This window comes from Bacillus sp. FSL R7-0685, from assembly GCF_038002425.1.
GTDB classification, from domain to species: Bacteria; Bacillota; Bacilli; order Bacillales; family Bacillaceae; genus Bacillus; species Bacillus subtilis.
The window spans coordinates 518,384-534,698 of record NZ_JBBOCN010000001.1 but is presented as its reverse complement, the minus strand read 5'-3'; the positions used below and the strand labels follow the sequence as shown (position 1 = coordinate 534,698).

Genomic DNA, 16,315 nt, shown 5'->3' with positions numbered 1-16,315 from the left:
AAAAACCGAAAAAAACACATAAAAAAAGACAGCTGGCGCTGCCCGTATCTTTACCCATGTTTCAATAGTTCCTGTAAGCCGCTCAGAAAATTCTCTTTTTTCATCGCAGCTGCAAAGAAGGCTTGATCAATCTTCTCAACAATTGGCAAAGCCGCTGTTACTTTTTCTCCTCCTATTTCTGTAAGAGACAGGAGGACCTCTCTTTTATCCTGGGGATTTTTGCTTCTTTCGATAAATCCTTTTTTCTCAAGCGTCCGCACAACCTCCGAAACCATCATGATATTGGTCTGGCTGAAGCTTGCAAGTTTTTTTTGCGTGACGGTTTCTCCGTGAGCAATCATATACTTGCACGAGGTCAGCAGAACAAATTGAACGTGGGTCAGGTCAAACTCAGCCAATGCTTTTCCTACTTTCCGCTGCCAGCTTTGCGTGGCCTGCCATAATAAAAAGCCCGGGCTTGTGTTCGGACCGCTAAATTTAGAGTGCCATTCCACTTATGTTAACTCCCATCGCTTGTGCTATTGTCAAAAAATCTTTTTTGCTTATTTCAAAGTGTCCTCTGCGAAATAAAAAGCCAAGATGCTTGGTTTCCTGAACAAATTCAAGCTTTGATTTAATGTCGTAAAAACCGATTTTATTGCATGGATAATAGTCTATATCTAATCGGTATGGAATAAAATTCGGAGCCATTTGATACGGATAAATGTTTCCGCTTTTCACTTTGCCGATCGCAGTAAAGCTTCGCAGCAGTTTGCCGTCTGGATATGCGTCTCTCGGAGAATAATAAATCAGCCAATCTCCCTCTTTCATTTTGGCGAGCGGGGCTTTTTTTCCATGGCACAGCTGTGCAAAACCGCCGGCAGCACCTTTTAATACATGCTGCTCTGACACAACGCCGATCCAGTAATTTGTGTTCATTTTATCACTCCTCCGCAAAGATGGACAAGCCTGCTGACAGCCGTCGGCATGTCTTTAGACAGTTCAGTCCCAATGATTTCTCCCCACTTTTTGCTTCAGCGCTTTCTAATACAATTCCATATGTGATACGCAAATCTTCTTTTTGCTTTTGAAGCACGTGAGAAAACTCCATTTTTACATTGCTATGCGGGCATGTTGACCATGACAGAAAACGCCCGATGTTTCTCCACATGCTCAAGCCAAAAGAGAACTGTTTTTCCTTGCAGAAGCAATGTTCCTTCCGTTCCATTTTGAAATTGTCCTTTCAAAGAATCTGATGCAATACCCGTCTCCCATTGATCCATTGTTTCTGTTTCCTGATAACAGTTCCAGGTTTTCCCACATCCGCATCAGCTATCGCAGTGTATTCATAATTCCACATCCCATAAGCCCCCAGAATGATAAGTTCACTTATTAATTATAATAAGCGCACTTATTAATAGTCAACCGCAAAAAAAAAGAAGCCGGATGTCCAGCTTCTTTTTCTGGTTTCTTAGGACAGCTGTCCGAGAATATAGGTCAGGTCATCTTTTCTCGATGTCGTATACATTTTCAGCGAATTCGATATTTCTTCTACCGATTGGCCTTTTTTCAAATGGGAGCGGATATCAGGTACGTTGAGTCCATCTGTATGTATAATGAACTTTGAACCCTTTTCATAGGTGGCGGTGTGCGTTTTGTATTTTTGCGGCTTGCCTGATAAATAGCCCGAAATCGGCAGAGGATAAAAGCTTTCACCAGACGGGGAATGCAGAATAAACCGTACATTTCCGACAGAGCAGTACGTAAACTGCCTTTGCTCAAAATTGATTTTCAGGATAGATGCTGTAGCGCCTCTTTTGTTTTTCATCGCCTGATTACAGCGTTCGATAATGCTTTCTACGTCTTCACTCGCATAGTTTTCCACTAAGTCTTTGATGGCTGCAGAGGATTCATTAGCAAGTGATCCACTTCCCAGTCCGTCAGCAACCGCGCAAATTAACTCCTTATCATCAGCTTTCATAAAAAAACTGTCACCGCAAATCGATTTCCCTTCTTTATTCAGTTGATATACTAGAGTTTGAATATGCTCGTTTTCTTCAACCTGGATCATTACATTAACTCCATCGAGGGATCTTCAATCAAGGCCTCTCTGAGCTTCTTCACAGCTTTGCGTTGCAAGCGCGAGACGTGCATTTGAGATATACCGAGAATGTCCCCAGTTTCTTTTTGGCTTTTGTTTTGAATATACGTAAGGTCTATGATTTGTTTCTCACGGTCTGAAAGGACATGAAGCACGCTTTGCAGCATCAATTGCTGGTTGACCCGCTCATATCCGTCCTCCTGTGATCCAACGATATCAAGAATCGTGACGGTGCTTCCGTCCGAATCCGCTTCAATGCTGTGGTCAACGGATAAAGCTTGATAGCTTTTGCCCATTTCCATCGTTTCAAGAACCTCTTCTTCAGAAACATCGAGGAATTCGGCAATCTCTTCGACTTTCGGCGATCTTTGTGTTTCAGTGGTCAGCTGATCAACCGCCATTTTGATTCTTGGACCCAGTTCTTTAATTCGTCTCGGCACATGAACGCTCCATGTTTTATCTCTGAGGAAACGTTTAATTTCACCGATGATTGTCGGAATTGCAAAAGCTTCAAACGATTTGCCGACAACAGGATCGTATCGCTTAATCGCGCCTAGCAGCCCGATCATGCCGACCTGGCGGAGATCCTCGTGGAAGCTTTTGCCTTTTGAATATTTTTTCGCAAGCATGTCAACCAGATTTGTATACACCCGCACAAGCGTTTCCTGCGCCTGTTCATCTTGCTTTGTTTGGTAATCGCTTATGAGCCGATCGACTTCATCTTTAGTTAGTTTCGTAGTTTTTGATGGTTGTGTCATGATCAACTCGCTCCCCATTTAAATACTTTGTCATCGCTACGGTGACGCCGGAGTGGTTTTGCACTCTGACTTCATCCATGAGCGTTTCCATTAAATATAGACCGAGCCCTCCTTCTGATAATTGATCAACTGTGTGCGAAGGTGTGTACGGCCCTAGATCCTGCTGCTTTTGATCAAAGTCAAAGCTGTCTCCTTCATCCGCCACAATAACCTCTAAACGGTCTTCAAACACACCGAATCGTATTGACACTTCCCCATTTTTATCTTCTTTGTAAGCGTGCTGAACCGCATTTGTGCACGCCTCACTGACTGCGATTTTCAAGTCTTCAATTTCATCGTACGTATAGCCCATTCTGCTTGCGACCCCTGACAGCGTCAGTCTTATAATTCCCACATATTCAGGTTGGGCCGGCACTTTCATTTCGATGTAATCAGCATTATTCTTCATTGCACTCCACCTTCTGACTTTGCAGAAATATCAATGATGTCCTTCAAGCCTGTAATGTCAAACAGTCGGATCAGCCGTTCAGAAAGATTTTCAAGTTTCAGCGAACCACCTTGTTTTTTCACCATTTTAAAGGTCCCTACAAAAACGCCCAATCCGGTACTGTCCATGTAGCTGACATCTTTCAGGCAAATTCTTAAGTCAGCTCCTTGTTCTGCCAGAGGAACGAGCTTCTCTCTAAGCACCGGGGCTGAGTATACATCAATTTCTCCTGCAATGTTTACTTGTATATCATTCTCGTTTTGCTTCACATCAACATTTATATTCATTCGTATCACCTCAAATTTTCCTTCAAATCACTAGTTGCTTTATACCCTCGTCTGACAGACGTTAAACCTTTCTCCGCAAAACAATTAACGTAAAATCATCGTGAAGCTGAAAATCCTGCAATTTGAGGAGGCTGTCATAAATGTTTTTGACCATTTCCTGCGCGGAGGAACACATATGTTCCTCAATGAGCTTCTGCAGATCAGGACGCTCCAAGAAACCGTTTTCCGTTCTGCATTCTGTGACGCCGTCAGAAAATAAAACAATCATATCGCCCTTTTCCAGATGCTGATCGAATTGTTTGTAGTCATAGTCCTGCGAGATGCCGAGAACGAGTCCTTTGGCCTCTAAATCGTAAAACGTGTTGTCTTTTTGAGAATAATAGAATCCCGGTTCATGTCCCGCTGAAGCATATGTAAATTGATGCTTGTCCATATTGTAATTCGCATAAAACATCGTAATAAACATACTGGCATCAACGTTTTGTTCAACAACACGATTCAAATTTTTCAGCACTTGAGAAGGGTGTATGCCCGTTTCCGGCAAAGAGTCCATCGCGTATTTAATCATGGACATGCATAAAGCCGCTGGAATGCCTTTTCCGATCACGTCCGCGATTGCGATATTGATGGATTCCTTGTCTTTGACAAAGTGGTAGTAATCACCGCTCATCTGTTTAGCGGGAACACTGATGGCGCCGATATCCAGCGCTTCTTCCTGAGGAACTTTAGTTCCGAGCAGCGTCTGCTGGACATTTGCCGCGATTTCAATTTCTGATTTGATTTCCTGCTGTATCCCTCTAAGGGTTTGATGCTCCTGATAAGCCATTCCATAGCCAATCATGACTTCTATTAAAAAATCCAGCGAATGAAACACATCTTCCGGGAGACTTGGATACAGCTCCTTCAGCACTTTTCTGTGAATGCTGATGATTTCTTCCGGAGGAATTTGGTGCTCGATTGTTTTTCGGCTGAATTTTTGGGCTTGATATAAAGATGTTTCTGTTAATTCGGCTATATATCGACTAAGCAGCTGATGATACCGCTGCTCAATAACCTCCCTAAAATCCACGTTCTTACCTCCTACCGAAGCCATTTGATGGCTTGTATCTCTGTTCCTTCCCCCGCTACGGAATTTAAGCTGAATTCATCCATCAGCCTTTTGACCCCGGGAAGTCCCGCACCAAGTCCTCCAGACGTTGAAAACCCGTCTTCCATGACTTTTCGGATATCAGGAATTCCCGGCCCTTGGTCTTCCGCTATAATTTTCAGGCCTTTTTTTCCTCTGTCTGCGACCTGTTCAATTCCAATCTGCCCTTTGCCGGCATATAAATAAATATTCCTGGCTAATTCTGAAATAGCCGTTGTAATTCTAGCCTGGTCTACCGTGCCGAAACCCAGTTCTTTCGCAACGTTTCGTCCCAACTGTCTGGCGGCCACAATATCCCATTCTGTCATGATTCTTACACAGGATTGGTCGTTCATTCGCTATTCCCCCAATTCCCGCTTCAATGTCTCAAGCCCCTGCTCTAAGTCGAGCGCAGTTTCGATTTCCTCAAGTGCGATTCCAAGTTCAATCAGCGTCACTGCCACAGCAGGCTGAATGCCGGTCAAGACGACTTTAGCCCCCATTAACTTAGACATTGTAATGACGTCGCCCAGCACTTTCGCGATAAATGAATCAATCATATCCACAGATGTCAGGTCAATGACGACTCCGTTAGCACCTGTTTCGTATATTTTATTTAATAAGTCTTCTTGAAAAGTTAATGCTGTCTGGTCATCAAGTTCCCATTGAATGGACACTAATAAGCAATTATACAGTTTCAAGATCGGGATTTTCGGATGTCTCAAAATGTTATTCCCCCAATGAAACGATTTTTCGATCCGTCATTTCCAATGCTGTTTGAATTCCTTTTTGCAGGGTATTCTTAGTTATAACTTGGGATAAATCAATCCCCAGGTTGACGATTGTTTGAGCAATTTCCGGACGGATTCCGGCCAGCAGGCATTTTGCTCCGACAAGCCTTACAGCTTCTGATGCCTGAATAATATGATGGGCAACCATCGTATCGACGACAGGGACACCTGTAATGTCAATCAGCACGACTTGGGAACGGTGTTTGACGACGCCATTAAGAAGGTTTTCCATAATTCGTTTCGCGCGTTCGGTATCAATTGTTCCGACAAGAGGCATCACAGTGATATTTTCAAACACCGGGATAAGCGGCGCAGACAGCTCTTGCAGCGCGATTTTTTGCAGGGATACTGTTTTTTCCCATGAGATTGAGTATTGATTAAAAATTTCTGTGTTAATCGGGCTGAAAAAGCGGTCAATCTGCCAGATTAATTCCGTGCTCTCTTGATCTGGCAATCTCTTATCATTCATTTTCGTGTAGAGACGCTTCCAGAATTCAGCAAGCGCAGTAGCCAAAAACTTCATAGACAGTCCGATTTGGACCGCTCGAAGCGCCAGTTCGCTGATTTGGCTTTCAGCAGCATTTTCGTCCTTAACAGACAGCAACAGAATGTCGATATATTCTTTAGATATATTTTCATACACTTGGTCAGTCAGCTGATAGGATTCTTGCTCGCTTAATTCTTTTAGTGTGTCAGTCCACAGTTGGAGCAGTTCATTTTGATTTTCGGCAATGAACTGGTATACAGTCTGATTCGACATCAAATTCGCTTACCTCCCAATAAAAAACAACATATTTTTTCGTTATTTCACTATTATATCGTTTATGTTTTTTGAAAACAAAAAAAGTTGCTCTATTTGAGCAACCTGCAAATATGTCTAAAAATCAATGAGTGCCAAACTGATTTGTAAGGCTTCATCAACCTTATCCATCATTTCATCATCCAGATGAGTAATCTTATCCGTTAACCTTTGCTTGTCAATCGTCCGAATTTGCTCCAGCAAAATAACGGAATCTCTTTCAAAACCGTAGCGTTTTGCATCGATTTCGACGTGGGTTGGTAATTTCGCTTTCTGTATTTGTGCTGTTATGGCTGCAACAATAGCAGTTGGGCTGAAGCGATTTCCGATGTCATTTTGGATCACTAAAACCGGGCGCACCCCGCCTTGCTCTGAGCCAACAACAGGAGATAAATCAGCAAAATAAACATCGCCGCGTTTCACAATCAAATGATTATCCTCCGCTGACTAAGCGCTCAACTGTCGTTTCAGCCTCGCACTCCGCAAAGTGAGCCTCAGAAGAAATATTCAGGTTGATTTTCGCCATTTCCATATAGCCGCGTCTCATCAAATCACGGTTGTGACGAGTTGTTCGTTCGCTGACATACGCTCTCACTGCTTGTGATATCAGTTCGTTTCTGCTTCGTTTCTCCCGCATCGCTACACCATCCAATTCAGCTACTAGGTTTTCGGGCAAGCTGATTTTCATTTCGGTTCTTGCGCTGGATTCAGACAAAAAACATACACCTCCACCAAACTTACGGATACGACTCTTTTATCCATCCAGTGATAATGATACCATTATTCACTCTTCAAGCAAAGCTGTTTTATGAATTCTCCATTTAGGTAAGTTAATTGCTTGTATTTACCTGCAATAAAGGATTTCTTACTTCCATTATACTCCCATTTTCCAAAAACATACGGGGAACACGGGAACTTATTGTACAGGCCACCTCATAGTTAATGGTATCGAGCCTTCCTGCAATCTCATCCATGGAAATATATTCATCCCCCTGCCGGCCTATTAATGTGACTTTTGTGCCCGGCGGATACTCCTGATCCAGCTCCACCATAAATTGGTCCATGCAAATTCGGCCGGCAATTTTCAAGCGTTTTCCCTTCACAAGGATGTCAGTCCCTTTCAATTTTCGGAGCCAGCCGTCCGCATAGCCTACAGGCACCGTCCCGATCCATGTGTCTTTTTCTGCTGTGTACTCGGCTCCGTAGCTGACGCTCTCGCCTTTTCTGATCAGTTTGACATGCGACAGCGTCGAATGCAGGGTAAATGCCGGACGCAGCTGAAACGGTATCTCGTCCGAAATGTCAGCAGACGGGCGAAGGCCATACATGCCGATGCCGAATCTGACTGCATTAAAAAAGCCTTTTTTCAGCCGGAGTCCGGCGGCGCTGTTCGCGCAGTGGACCATCAGATTCTTTAACGGCAGCGGAGCAATCAGCTCTTTAAAGCGCTCAAACTGCATTAAGAAATAGCCTCTTTCTTTTTCATCCGCTGTCGCAAAATGGGTAAATACCCCTTTGCACTTTAAACGAGGGTTGCGGTCAAGAATGGCCATCACGTTCTGAACTTCTTCCTCTGTTTTTACACCAAGCCTGTTCATCCCCGTATCGACCTTCAGATGAAAATGAAGATAACCTTTTTTCGTGTGGCGGGCTGCCTCCTGAAGCCATTCAACAGAATAACCTGTTAAGGTCACGTCATACTCAGCAGCGATTGCCACATACTCTGGGGGAACCGCGCCAAGCACCAATATAGGCGCCTTCAATCCCTTTTGGCGCAGTGAAATCGCTTCATCCAAAATGGCCACGGCCAGGCATGAGGCACCTGCGTCAAGAGCAGCCTTTGCTGTTTCTGCATCACCATGCCCGTAGGCGTTTGCTTTCACAACTGCCATCAGGTGGACATGTTCACCGATATGTTTTTTCATATTGCTGACATTTTCCTTTATTGCGGACAAGTCAATTTCCGCCCACGTATCTCTGTAAAAAGGTTTTGTGCTCATTACGACACTTCCTAGCTTTTATTCAATATCATTTACATATCATACTAAAATTAAAGGCTAAAGGGAAACGATGTCTAACGAAAAAAAGGCCAAATCATGTTTGGCCTTTGGCGGTTATTTCGATGATTGTCCCTGCATGCTTTTCGCTACTGTCACCATTTCCTCTTTAGAAAGATCTTTAGAAGAGAGAAGGTAATCTACGCCGTCATATGTCCATGATAATGATGCATCCGACAGGGCGCCGATGGTGTAGCCGAGATTTACCGGTTCGCCGTTCAGCGTAACGGAGGAGGAAGCCTTCGCAATCTGGGCTTTTTCCTGAATTAACGTAAATGATTTTTCTCCTCCGTACGTCATGATGATGCGCTTCCCGTCTTCAGTAGATATATCTTTTTCTTCAAGCAGCTTGACGCCAAGCGGCAGTTCCAGCGGCGTTTTGACCGCGAATGTATCGGAAGGCTTTGCGCTTGTGGCAACATCCATTTGAGAAAGGGTCATATTTTTCTTTTCGTCAAATGATTCTTTATCAAATTGTTTATTAAATTCAAAGCTGCTGAATTCTACTTTGACCATCACTTTCCGGTCAGTATCCATCACTTTGACAGATGACGGGCTCATATCTTTTTTGTTAAATGTGATTTCTTGCGTGGGCAGCATTTTGTTATGCTGATAATTTGTTTTTGTTTCGAATACGTATTTCTTTTCTTTCGCTGTGAAAACTGCATCCGAATCGTTTTGAACATCCTTTACGAGCGATTCAAACAGATAAACCTGGCTGCTGTTGTTCGGCCAATCGCTTTGAAATCTGAAGCTCTTATTTAAAGACGGCGTGAGAACGAATACTCCGTTTTCATTTCGTAAAATGACTTGGTTTTGGTCCTTTTTCGGATTTTCTAAATAAACCCTGTACAGAGACGGCTTTTTGTGCCAGATTTCCACATTGTATACTTGAGGCTCACTCCCTGTCTCGATGGTCATTTTCGCTTTTGCTTTGTACGAGGTGTATTCTTTCGCCTTTTCATCTAACCCGGCCACAATATCTTGCTGTGTTTTTTGCCCGCAGGCAGAAAGAATAAGAACAGCAAGCAGTCCCGTTAAAAGCAAAACAAAGCTTTTTCTCACCTTTTTCAACCCCTTTTTCTCAATTGATGTAAAAGGAAGAAATCGCTTGTTTGACTTTAACGGTACGCTCGGTACACGTTTAGGCAGAACAGATGCGTACCATAAAAGCCTCAAACAACTTGTCTCCCTTAATGCACTATCAAATATATGAGTGGGGTTTCCCTAATATGCAGACTAGCTTGACAACCTTTCAATCACAACCTGCGCGGCAGCGTATTCTTTTGTATGAGTGATCGATACGTGAACGGCAGCCTGGCTCAGTTTCGTGCAAATGATATAGGGCTTGCCATTTTGGTCTTTCCTAATTTCAATGTCCTGAAAGCTGAGCTGCCTCCCAATGCCGGTGCCAAATGCTTTCGAGAAAGCTTCTTTTGCCGCGAATCTGCCCGCGAGAAATTCGATTTTTCTTTTCTCTGAAAGCTCATAGTATTGGTCAAGCTCGCTTCGCGTCAAAATCCGCTCGGCAAACCTTTTCTGGCGTCCAGCCATAGAGGCGATCCGTTTAAGCTCGGTAATGTCCAGCCCAATGCCGTAAATCATGTATGATAACCTCCTTTGCGTACGTACTATTTAAATGGTTTGTCTCATAAACGTGTTACTATAGATATACCAAAATGAAGAAAAGGGGCTCGGAATGTTTATACGGACTGAAAATTTTCAAACGTTTATTAGGCTTTACCCCGTTGTCACCTTTATATTGGCTTTGCAAGCTGTTCTCTGGCTGTTTTTTTCACTTCCTGCCCATTCAGTCGTGTTATGGAGGGATACCGTCACAGGCTATAACCTAGGTGTCGCAAACGGGGAATGGTGGCGGCTGATCACACCGATTTTGCTGCACGCCGGTTTCACACATCTGCTGTTTAATTCCATGTCCATCTTTTTATTTGCCCCGGCTTTGGAACGCATGCTGGGAAAAGCGCGTTTCCTTCTTGTATACGCCGGCTCCGGCATCATCGGCAATATTGGCACTTATGTTACAGAGCCGCTTGATTACGTGCATGTCGGTGCTTCAGGCGCCATTTTCGGGCTATTCGGCGTGTACCTGTTTATGGTTCTTTTTCGCAATGAACTAATAGGGCAGGAGCATTCCAAAATGATCATCACACTGCTCGCATTTGCCGTTCTCATGTCGTTTATCAACTCCAATATTAACATGATGGCCCATCTGTTTGGACTATGCGGCGGGCTTCTTCTTTCGTTTTTATTCGTGCAAAAAAAAGAGCGGCGGTATTAACCGTCGCTTCAGATTGTTGACAAAATCCTAAAATGGTTTTCATTTTAGGATTTTGTCATCTTTTCAGCGTGATTGAAAACCCTTGAAGTCTAGGAAGGACGAGCATAGGAGCGGAGCGAATGTTCTAATTCGTGAGCACCGAAGCGCAGTCCTGACAACGAATGCGAGGGTTTGTCGACACGCTGGAGCGGCGGTATTAACCGTCCGCTTTTTCATATGAGTACCACTTTAAAATGAAGGCTGCATCCTCTTCACCTACATCCCTCACCGTTAATTCTTCCATATGGCTCGATGATTTCACCGAAGTAGAAATGGTATACAAGCGGCCTTTCTTTTGGAAATAGGATTGGCTGAACTTGCAGACCTGCATTCGTTTTTTCAGTACAATGGCGGTTGTTCTGCCTATAAATCTAGACGTCAGCTGAAGACGGTCCCCGTTGATCGTCCATGCAGCCTCTTTATACGCGAGATAGCCGAAGAGCAACTCTATCGGCAGCAGGCTGACTGACAGATAGCCCCATGGCTGAAAGAAGATACATAACGGAATGATCAAAAAGAGTGAAAAAATGACAGAACGGAACAAATAGCGTTTCAACGCGCGCCGCGGCAGGCGGCGGCAGTTTTCTTCCAGCGTATATTCCGGCGTAAATGTTCGGAGCATGTGCGGAAGCTTTTTTTTATGAATCATTGGAAAGAGAATGGTCAAAGCGCCTTCTTCTTTTTCCCGGTCGCCGCCTCCTGCGCTGACGATGGACACCGTTACAAAGCCGAAAAGCTGGCGAATGATATTTTCTTTGATTTTAATGGCTTGTATTTTTCGCAACGGAATCGTGACTTGATGTTTTTCAATAATTCCCCTTGAAATCACCAGTTCCTGCTCTTTTTTTATGATTTGAAAGTTCGCGTATCTAAACATCATGCCCGCGATGCTGAAAATCCAGGCGATAAATAAACCGATAAAAATGAGTACCGCGTAAATACCAATACTGGCGTGCTGAAGGAAGGAAAATTTATCAAATAACCAATCCATTGGCAGCACTTCATCAAGCTGGGAAATAAGTGCAAATACAGCGGAGATAATGACTCCGATTCCGCCGGAGGTAGAAGCGGCCATGAGCAATTCTTTCGCGTTCATGCGATAGTGCTCTTGCACCTCAACGGCCGGAACCAACTCCTCTTCAGCTTCAAGCCGTTCTTCATCAAGTTCATTTTCTCGTCTTTGCGCTTTTTTCTTAAAGACAGCTTCTTTGATGCGTTCGGCTTCTTCAACAGAAATAGCAGAAAGAACGGCTTCTGCCTCCTTGCCTCCGCCTGCTGTTTCAATTTGCAGCTTCACAAGCTTAAAGATTTGCTGGACAAGGCCCGCGCTCGTATTCATCGTTTGAATCCGATCAATCGATATGTATCGCTTTTTCGTAACAAATAAGCCTTCTTCGATTCTAAATTCATCATCTTCAATTCGATAGGTAAACCTTCTCCATTTGATAATGCTTGCCGCTACAAGCCAGATGAATAGCACACCGAGCGCAATGGCTCCGTAAAAACGGACAGTATGGTTTGAATTGACAATATACACAAAAAAGAATGGCAGAATGATATTTTTTATCGTTTGAATAATGGTATGGCATAAATTCAAAATGACTGCTGCCGGGTGCAGGCGTTTCGGTTCAGACATCATCATCAGTCACCCTCGCCAGACGGGAAATGGAGTCTCTCAGCCGATCCGCTTCCTCCATCTCTAAAGCGGGGATCGAATGAACGGTCGCGGCCGTGGAAATTTTCACCGTTGCCAGGTTGTATTTTTTTAATAATGGCCCTTGTGACGTATCGACGTGCTGAACTCTGACCATCGGAACAATCACACGTGTTACCACAAAAATACCTGACTGAATATCTATTTCATGTTCATGGACTTCATATCGCCACACCTTATGACGGACCTTCGGAATGATAAAGACCGTCACAATCGATCCCAGCAGCCAAACCGCGCCGAGCACGCCGCTGATCCAGTACGGCCAATGAAAATAATAGCTTAACACTGCAACTGCAATGACAATAAGCAAGCAAACAGCGGATATGATGATCTCTTGAAGTCGCCAAACCTTTAATCCGTCTGGACTGATTTGGTTTTTTGGCTGCTCTCTCAAAAATACCTACCTCCCTTTTTCTCGTCGATACTTATACGTCTCTTTTACAGAAAGGTTTCATTCTTAAGCATACAGAGAAAAATGGCTTCCGTCAGCTGAAAGTTTGCTGAATAACAAATCGCGAACATAAAAAAGCCCAAAACATCATGTTTTGGACTCTGAATCGATCAAATTAGTAAGATTTTTTCTGGCGTCTGTCACCTGAAGAACGGCGATCGTTTGAACGCTTTTTATCGTAGGAAGAACGGTTGTTGCTTTTCCCTTTTCCGCCGCGGTAGCCGCCGCCTTGACCGTCTCTGCGTTTAGAAGAGCGCTGGTTCTTGTAGCGTTTGCTGACCATCGGCGCTTCGTCTGTTAAGCGAACCGGTGTGTCGTCTGGCTCTTTTGTAGCCATTTTGATAGCCGCCGCAACCACTGTTACTGCATCATGATCTTCAAGCAGCTCAGCTGCCGCTGTCATGTAGAAGTTCAGGTTGTTTTCACTGATTGTTGTGCGAAGACGTTCAACAGTAACCTGCTGCTGGCCTTCTAACGCTTCATCAAGTGTAGGCTCCTTCATGCGGTCCATTTTGCGTTTTGTTGTTTGTTCAATTGCGCGAAGCATGCTTTTCTCACGCGGTGTAATGAACGTCATCGCCATACCTGTTTTTCCTGCACGGCCCGTTCTTCCGATACGGTGAACGTAGCTTTCAGGATCTTGAGGCACGTCGAAGTTGTATACGTGTGTAACACCTGAGATATCAAGTCCGCGAGCGGCAACATCAGTTGCGACTAGAACTTCGATTGCGCCTTCTTTAAATTTACGAAGCGCAACCATACGTTTCGCCTGCGTTAAGTCACCGTGAATTCCTTCAGCTGCATATCCGCGAAGATTCAGGGCTTCAGCCAGCTCATCGACACGGCGTTTTGTACGTCCGAATACGATCGCAAGCTCAGGAGACTGAATGTCAAGAAGGCGAGTCAGTGTATCGAATTTTTTGCGTTCTTGCACTTCCAAATAGAACTGCTGAATGTTAGAAACCGTCATTTCTTTCGCTTTTACTTTTACGTGTTCCGGCTCAGTCATAAAGCGCTCTGCAATGCGTTTGATCGGCGCAGGCATTGTGGCAGAGAACAGAAGTGTCTGATGCTCGCTTGGCACGTTTGAAAGGATAGATTCAATATCATCAATGAATCCCATGTTCAACATTTCATCCGCTTCATCCATTACAACAGTATTTACATTGTTTAAACGAATGGTGCGGCGGTTGATGTGGTCAAGAAGACGTCCAGGTGTTCCGACAATAATATTCGGATTCTTCTTTAACGCCCGGATTTGCCGTCCAATATCCTGTCCGCCGTAAATAGGAAGAACCTTCGCACGTTTATCTTGTCCGATTTTATACAATTCTTCAGATACTTGAATGGCTAATTCACGGGTTGGCGCGATTACGATTGCTTGAATATTAGGAGACTCGGGGTTAATTTTTTCAACAAGGGGTATACCAAACGCAGCTGTTTTACCTGTACCTGTTTGCGCTTGTCCAATGACGTCTTTATTTGAAAGTCCGAGCGGTATCGTTTGTGCCTGAATCGGTGTTGCTTCTTCAAATCCCATACGATTAATTGCTTTCATGAGATCAGAACTTAAATTAAAATCTTGAAACGTTATAGTCAAATTATTCAAACTCCTTCTAATTGCTGTTTCAGTAATGTCGTGATTTACCACTTATAAAACTGCCCTTTAGACAAGAAGGACAGGATCCATCCGTATACAAAGCCCGAATTACTTTAAGTTTTATCTTACCATTACACTATTTGTTTTTCAATAAGATGAGAAGCAGATCGGCATCTCGAATATGCCGGCTGCTGCTCCATCCGCTCCCAAGAATCCAGCGGAGAACTTCGGGTCACGATGAAAAGTCCGGACGAATATGTTCGTATCGCGAAATAACCTATATATATTGTATCATAGCCGCAGCCGGCCAGATATACATAATTTTCGGCCGGCATACATTAGTGTTTGCACATCATGTTATTTTATGATGCAATATGCGTTTTTTCGCAAAATATTTTCTTACGAAAGCGGGCTCTCTATTAAATCTTTAACGATTTCTTCAAGCTTCATACCTCTGGACGCTTTGAATAAAATCAAATCGCCTTTTGATGCGTTTTCCTTCACAGCTTGGAGGAGATCTTTTTTCTCAGTGTAATGGCTGACGCGGTCTTTCTCAAAGTGTTTCAGGGCGCCTTCCGCGATAAAAGCTCCCAGTTTTCCGTACGTAAAGACGCGGTCAATTTTCTCAGGGCTGATCACAGCGCCGCACTCTTTATGGAACGTTTCTTCAAGATCGCCGAGCTCAAGCATATCACCGAGCACGAGCATTTTTTTGCCGTAGCCTTCAAGGCTTTCTGTCAATTGAATTGCAGCTTTCATAGAAGTCGGGCTCGCATTATAAGCGTCATTGATTATCGAAAGGCCGCTGTCTGTTTTGATGAGTTCAAGTCTCATACCGGTTACCTTAAGGCCGCTCAGTCCTTTTGCCGCATCCTCAGGCGCGATGCCAAAATAAGCCCCTGCAGCAATTGCAGCCATGGCGTTCATCACATTGTGCTTGCCGAGTATCGGAATAAAAAACGTTTTTTCTATCCCTTTGATTGTAAAATGGGTTCCTTCCTCACCCTGGCTGACATCCTGAAGCTGATAATCATTATGCGTTCCCGTACCGTACGTTTTCGTCTGGCAGCTGTATGCATTTTGAAGGAGCGGTTCGTCCCCGATATAAATCAGCACTCCGTCTTCTTTAAGCCCGTTAATGATTTCAAGCTTCGCCTCCGCGATGCCCTCTCTAGAGCCGAGGTCTTGCATATGCGATTCGCCGATATTCGTAATCACTGCCGCATCCGGGTTTGCCAGGCGGCTCAAGAGGTCAATTTCTCCTTTGGCGCTCATTCCCATCTCCAATACGGCGATCTCCGTATTTTCAGGCATCGCTAAAACTGTCAGCGGCAAACCGATATGATTATTGAAGTTTCCTCCAGTTTTGTGGACACGGTACTTGGTCCCCAGTACGGCGTGAATCATATCTTTTGTTGTCGTTTTGCCATTGCTTCCGGTTACTCCGATGACACGCGTGCCAAGCTCCTGCAAATAGGCTTTTGCAAGCTGCTGAAGTGCAGTAAGGGTATCGTCCACTAAAATGACGGCGTGATTCTCGGGCGGATTTGGTACTGACCGATCCCAAAGAACAGCCGCTACACCAGCTTCAAAGGCCTGCTCCACAAAAGAGTGGCCGTCAAAACGTTCCCCTTTCAGCGGAATAAAGAGCTGATGTTGTTCCAGTTTTCTTGTATCGGTTGCCACTCCATGAATGACTGTTTGTTCATATTGCGGATTTGTTAGTGTGCCTTTAACCATTTCGGCAATGTTTTTTACTGTTCGCTTAATCAAGTAAGGTCCCTCTCTTTCTTTTGTATATACGGGAAAAAACACTGCCCTTTTACC

The 16,315-nt window shown here is 44.2% G+C and carries 22 protein-coding genes and 1 pseudogene; 1 reads left to right on the top strand and 22 read right to left on the bottom strand.

Annotation, left to right across the window (positions count from 1 at the left end; genetic code table 11):
- Positions 1 to 50: 50 nt before the first annotated feature.
- The 18 genes and pseudogenes from MKY50_RS02805 to acpS all read right to left on the bottom strand — a co-directional run bounded on the left by MKY50_RS02805 (position 51) and on the right by acpS (position 9,990).
- A complete protein-coding gene (locus tag MKY50_RS02805) occupies positions 51 to 494 on the bottom strand; it encodes a MarR family winged helix-turn-helix transcriptional regulator (protein ID WP_341116122.1) in 444 nt (147 codons plus the stop codon).
- On the bottom strand, positions 478 to 918 hold the full coding sequence (locus tag MKY50_RS02800; RefSeq protein ID WP_341116121.1) for an EVE domain-containing protein: 441 nt from the start codon (positions 916 to 918) through the stop codon (positions 478 to 480). Before MKY50_RS02800 ends, MKY50_RS02805 begins: the two co-directional genes overlap by 17 nt.
- A pseudogene (locus tag MKY50_RS02795) lies at positions 915 to 1,150 on the bottom strand (hypothetical protein). The gene MKY50_RS02800 and the pseudogene MKY50_RS02795 overlap by 4 nt, the downstream one beginning before the upstream one ends.
- Positions 1,101 to 1,262 carry a hypothetical protein gene (locus tag MKY50_RS02790; RefSeq protein WP_341116120.1) on the bottom strand — a complete coding sequence of 54 codons (162 nt, stop codon included), beginning with the start codon at positions 1,260 to 1,262 and terminating at the stop codon, positions 1,101 to 1,103. Before MKY50_RS02790 ends, MKY50_RS02795 begins: the two are co-directional and overlap by 50 nt.
- Positions 1,223 to 1,339 (bottom strand): hypothetical protein, encoded by a 117-nt coding sequence (locus tag MKY50_RS02785; RefSeq protein WP_120027795.1) that lies wholly within the window; start codon positions 1,337 to 1,339, stop codon positions 1,223 to 1,225. The genes MKY50_RS02790 and MKY50_RS02785 overlap by 40 nt, the downstream gene beginning before the upstream one ends.
- A gap of 111 nt (positions 1,340 to 1,450) precedes the next feature.
- A complete protein-coding gene (gene rsbX, locus MKY50_RS02780) occupies positions 1,451 to 2,050 on the bottom strand; it encodes a phosphoserine phosphatase RsbX (protein ID WP_003246608.1) in 600 nt (199 codons plus the stop codon).
- Positions 2,050 to 2,838 (bottom strand): RNA polymerase sigma factor SigB, encoded by a 789-nt coding sequence (gene sigB / locus MKY50_RS02775; protein ID WP_003246715.1) that lies wholly within the window; start codon positions 2,836 to 2,838, stop codon positions 2,050 to 2,052. The genes rsbX and sigB overlap by 1 nt, the downstream gene beginning before the upstream one ends.
- Positions 2,804 to 3,286 (bottom strand): anti-sigma B factor RsbW, encoded by a 483-nt coding sequence (gene rsbW / locus MKY50_RS02770; protein WP_003234299.1) that lies wholly within the window; start codon positions 3,284 to 3,286, stop codon positions 2,804 to 2,806. The genes sigB and rsbW overlap by 35 nt, the downstream gene beginning before the upstream one ends.
- A complete protein-coding gene (rsbV, locus tag MKY50_RS02765; protein WP_003234298.1) occupies positions 3,283 to 3,612 on the bottom strand; it encodes an anti-sigma factor antagonist RsbV in 330 nt (109 codons plus the stop codon). The genes rsbW and rsbV overlap by 4 nt, the downstream gene beginning before the upstream one ends.
- Positions 3,613 to 3,673: 61 nt before the next feature.
- Complete coding sequence (rsbU, locus tag MKY50_RS02760; protein ID WP_003234295.1) at positions 3,674 to 4,681, bottom strand: phosphoserine phosphatase RsbU; 1,008 nt, start codon at positions 4,679 to 4,681, stop codon at positions 3,674 to 3,676.
- An 11-nt stretch (positions 4,682 to 4,692) separates the two neighbouring features.
- Positions 4,693 to 5,094, bottom strand: a complete 402-nt coding sequence (gene rsbT, locus MKY50_RS02755; protein ID WP_003246640.1) for a serine/threonine-protein kinase RsbT — start codon at positions 5,092 to 5,094, stop codon at positions 4,693 to 4,695.
- Between the two features lie 3 nt (positions 5,095 to 5,097).
- Positions 5,098 to 5,463: an RsbT antagonist protein RsbS gene (rsbS, locus tag MKY50_RS02750; protein WP_003225190.1), complete on the bottom strand. Its 366-nt coding sequence runs from the start codon at positions 5,461 to 5,463 to the stop codon at positions 5,098 to 5,100.
- Between the two features lie 4 nt (positions 5,464 to 5,467).
- A complete protein-coding gene (gene rsbRA / locus MKY50_RS02745) occupies positions 5,468 to 6,292 on the bottom strand; it encodes an RsbT co-antagonist protein RsbRA (RefSeq protein ID WP_009966610.1) in 825 nt (274 codons plus the stop codon).
- 114 nt (positions 6,293 to 6,406) lie between these two features.
- Positions 6,407 to 6,757, bottom strand: coding sequence for a type II toxin-antitoxin system endoribonuclease NdoA (gene ndoA / locus MKY50_RS02740; protein WP_003156187.1), 351 nt, complete (start codon positions 6,755 to 6,757; stop codon positions 6,407 to 6,409).
- A gap of 4 nt (positions 6,758 to 6,761) precedes the next feature.
- Positions 6,762 to 7,043, bottom strand: a complete 282-nt coding sequence (gene endB / locus MKY50_RS02735; RefSeq protein WP_003225183.1) for a type II toxin-antitoxin system antitoxin EndoAI — start codon at positions 7,041 to 7,043, stop codon at positions 6,762 to 6,764.
- A gap of 115 nt (positions 7,044 to 7,158) precedes the next feature.
- Positions 7,159 to 8,328 (bottom strand): alanine racemase, encoded by a 1,170-nt coding sequence (gene alr / locus MKY50_RS02730; protein WP_341116119.1) that lies wholly within the window; start codon positions 8,326 to 8,328, stop codon positions 7,159 to 7,161.
- 114 nt (positions 8,329 to 8,442) lie between these two features.
- Positions 8,443 to 9,459 (bottom strand): LolA family protein, encoded by a 1,017-nt coding sequence (locus MKY50_RS02725; RefSeq protein ID WP_003234282.1) that lies wholly within the window; start codon positions 9,457 to 9,459, stop codon positions 8,443 to 8,445.
- A gap of 165 nt (positions 9,460 to 9,624) precedes the next feature.
- Positions 9,625 to 9,990, bottom strand: a complete 366-nt coding sequence (gene acpS / locus MKY50_RS02720) for a holo-ACP synthase (RefSeq protein WP_015252768.1) — start codon at positions 9,988 to 9,990, stop codon at positions 9,625 to 9,627.
- Between the two features lie 94 nt (positions 9,991 to 10,084).
- Here acpS and MKY50_RS02715 point away from each other — a divergent pair, with 94 nt between their 5' ends.
- The gene (locus MKY50_RS02715) at positions 10,085 to 10,684 is read left to right on the top strand and encodes a rhomboid family intramembrane serine protease (RefSeq protein WP_032722928.1); all 600 of its coding nucleotides are present in this window, start codon (positions 10,085 to 10,087) and stop codon (positions 10,682 to 10,684) included.
- A 196-nt stretch (positions 10,685 to 10,880) separates the two neighbouring features.
- Here MKY50_RS02715 and MKY50_RS02710 read toward each other — a convergent pair whose 3' ends face one another.
- From MKY50_RS02710 to MKY50_RS02695, 4 genes are all read right to left on the bottom strand, one after another.
- Positions 10,881 to 12,362: a PH domain-containing protein gene (locus MKY50_RS02710; protein WP_029317325.1), complete on the bottom strand. Its 1,482-nt coding sequence runs from the start codon at positions 12,360 to 12,362 to the stop codon at positions 10,881 to 10,883.
- Positions 12,352 to 12,831: a PH domain-containing protein gene (locus MKY50_RS02705; protein WP_003234318.1), complete on the bottom strand. Its 480-nt coding sequence runs from the start codon at positions 12,829 to 12,831 to the stop codon at positions 12,352 to 12,354. Before MKY50_RS02705 ends, MKY50_RS02710 begins: the two co-directional genes overlap by 11 nt.
- Before the next feature lie 172 nt (positions 12,832 to 13,003).
- Positions 13,004 to 14,488 carry a degradosome RNA helicase CshA gene (cshA, locus tag MKY50_RS02700; RefSeq protein ID WP_003246685.1) on the bottom strand — a complete coding sequence of 495 codons (1,485 nt, stop codon included), beginning with the start codon at positions 14,486 to 14,488 and terminating at the stop codon, positions 13,004 to 13,006.
- Between the two features lie 399 nt (positions 14,489 to 14,887).
- Complete coding sequence (locus MKY50_RS02695; RefSeq protein ID WP_213407889.1) at positions 14,888 to 16,261, bottom strand: UDP-N-acetylmuramoyl-tripeptide--D-alanyl-D-alanine ligase; 1,374 nt, start codon at positions 16,259 to 16,261, stop codon at positions 14,888 to 14,890.
- Positions 16,262 to 16,315: the final 54 nt, after the last annotated feature.

Excerpts from the sequence above, each read along its gene's own strand:
- MKY50_RS02710 (WP_029317325.1), bottom strand. The coding sequence starts at position 12,362 with ATGATGTCTGAACCGAAACGCCTGCACCCGGCAGCAGTCATTTTGAAT.
- rsbV (WP_003234298.1), bottom strand. The coding sequence starts at position 3,612 with ATGAATATAAATGTTGATGTGAAGCAAAACGAGAATGATATACAAGTA.
- acpS (WP_015252768.1), bottom strand. The coding sequence starts at position 9,990 with ATGATTTACGGCATTGGGCTGGACATTACCGAGCTTAAACGGATCGCC.
- MKY50_RS02800 (WP_341116121.1), bottom strand. The coding sequence starts at position 918 with ATGAACACAAATTACTGGATCGGCGTTGTGTCAGAGCAGCATGTATTA.
- MKY50_RS02785 (WP_120027795.1), bottom strand. The coding sequence starts at position 1,339 with ATGTGGAATTATGAATACACTGCGATAGCTGATGCGGATGTGGGAAAA.
- rsbX (WP_003246608.1), bottom strand. The coding sequence starts at position 2,050 with ATGATCCAGGTTGAAGAAAACGAGCATATTCAAACTCTAGTATATCAA.
- rsbW (WP_003234299.1), bottom strand. The coding sequence starts at position 3,286 with ATGAAGAATAATGCTGATTACATCGAAATGAAAGTGCCGGCCCAACCT.
- sigB (WP_003246715.1), bottom strand. The coding sequence starts at position 2,838 with ATGACACAACCATCAAAAACTACGAAACTAACTAAAGATGAAGTCGAT.
- alr (WP_341116119.1), bottom strand. The coding sequence starts at position 8,328 with ATGAGCACAAAACCTTTTTACAGAGATACGTGGGCGGAAATTGACTTG.
- MKY50_RS02790 (WP_341116120.1), bottom strand. The coding sequence starts at position 1,262 with ATGGATCAATGGGAGACGGGTATTGCATCAGATTCTTTGAAAGGACAA.
- rsbT (WP_003246640.1), bottom strand. The coding sequence starts at position 5,094 with ATGAACGACCAATCCTGTGTAAGAATCATGACAGAATGGGATATTGTG.
- MKY50_RS02715 (WP_032722928.1), top strand. The coding sequence starts at position 10,085 with ATGTTTATACGGACTGAAAATTTTCAAACGTTTATTAGGCTTTACCCC.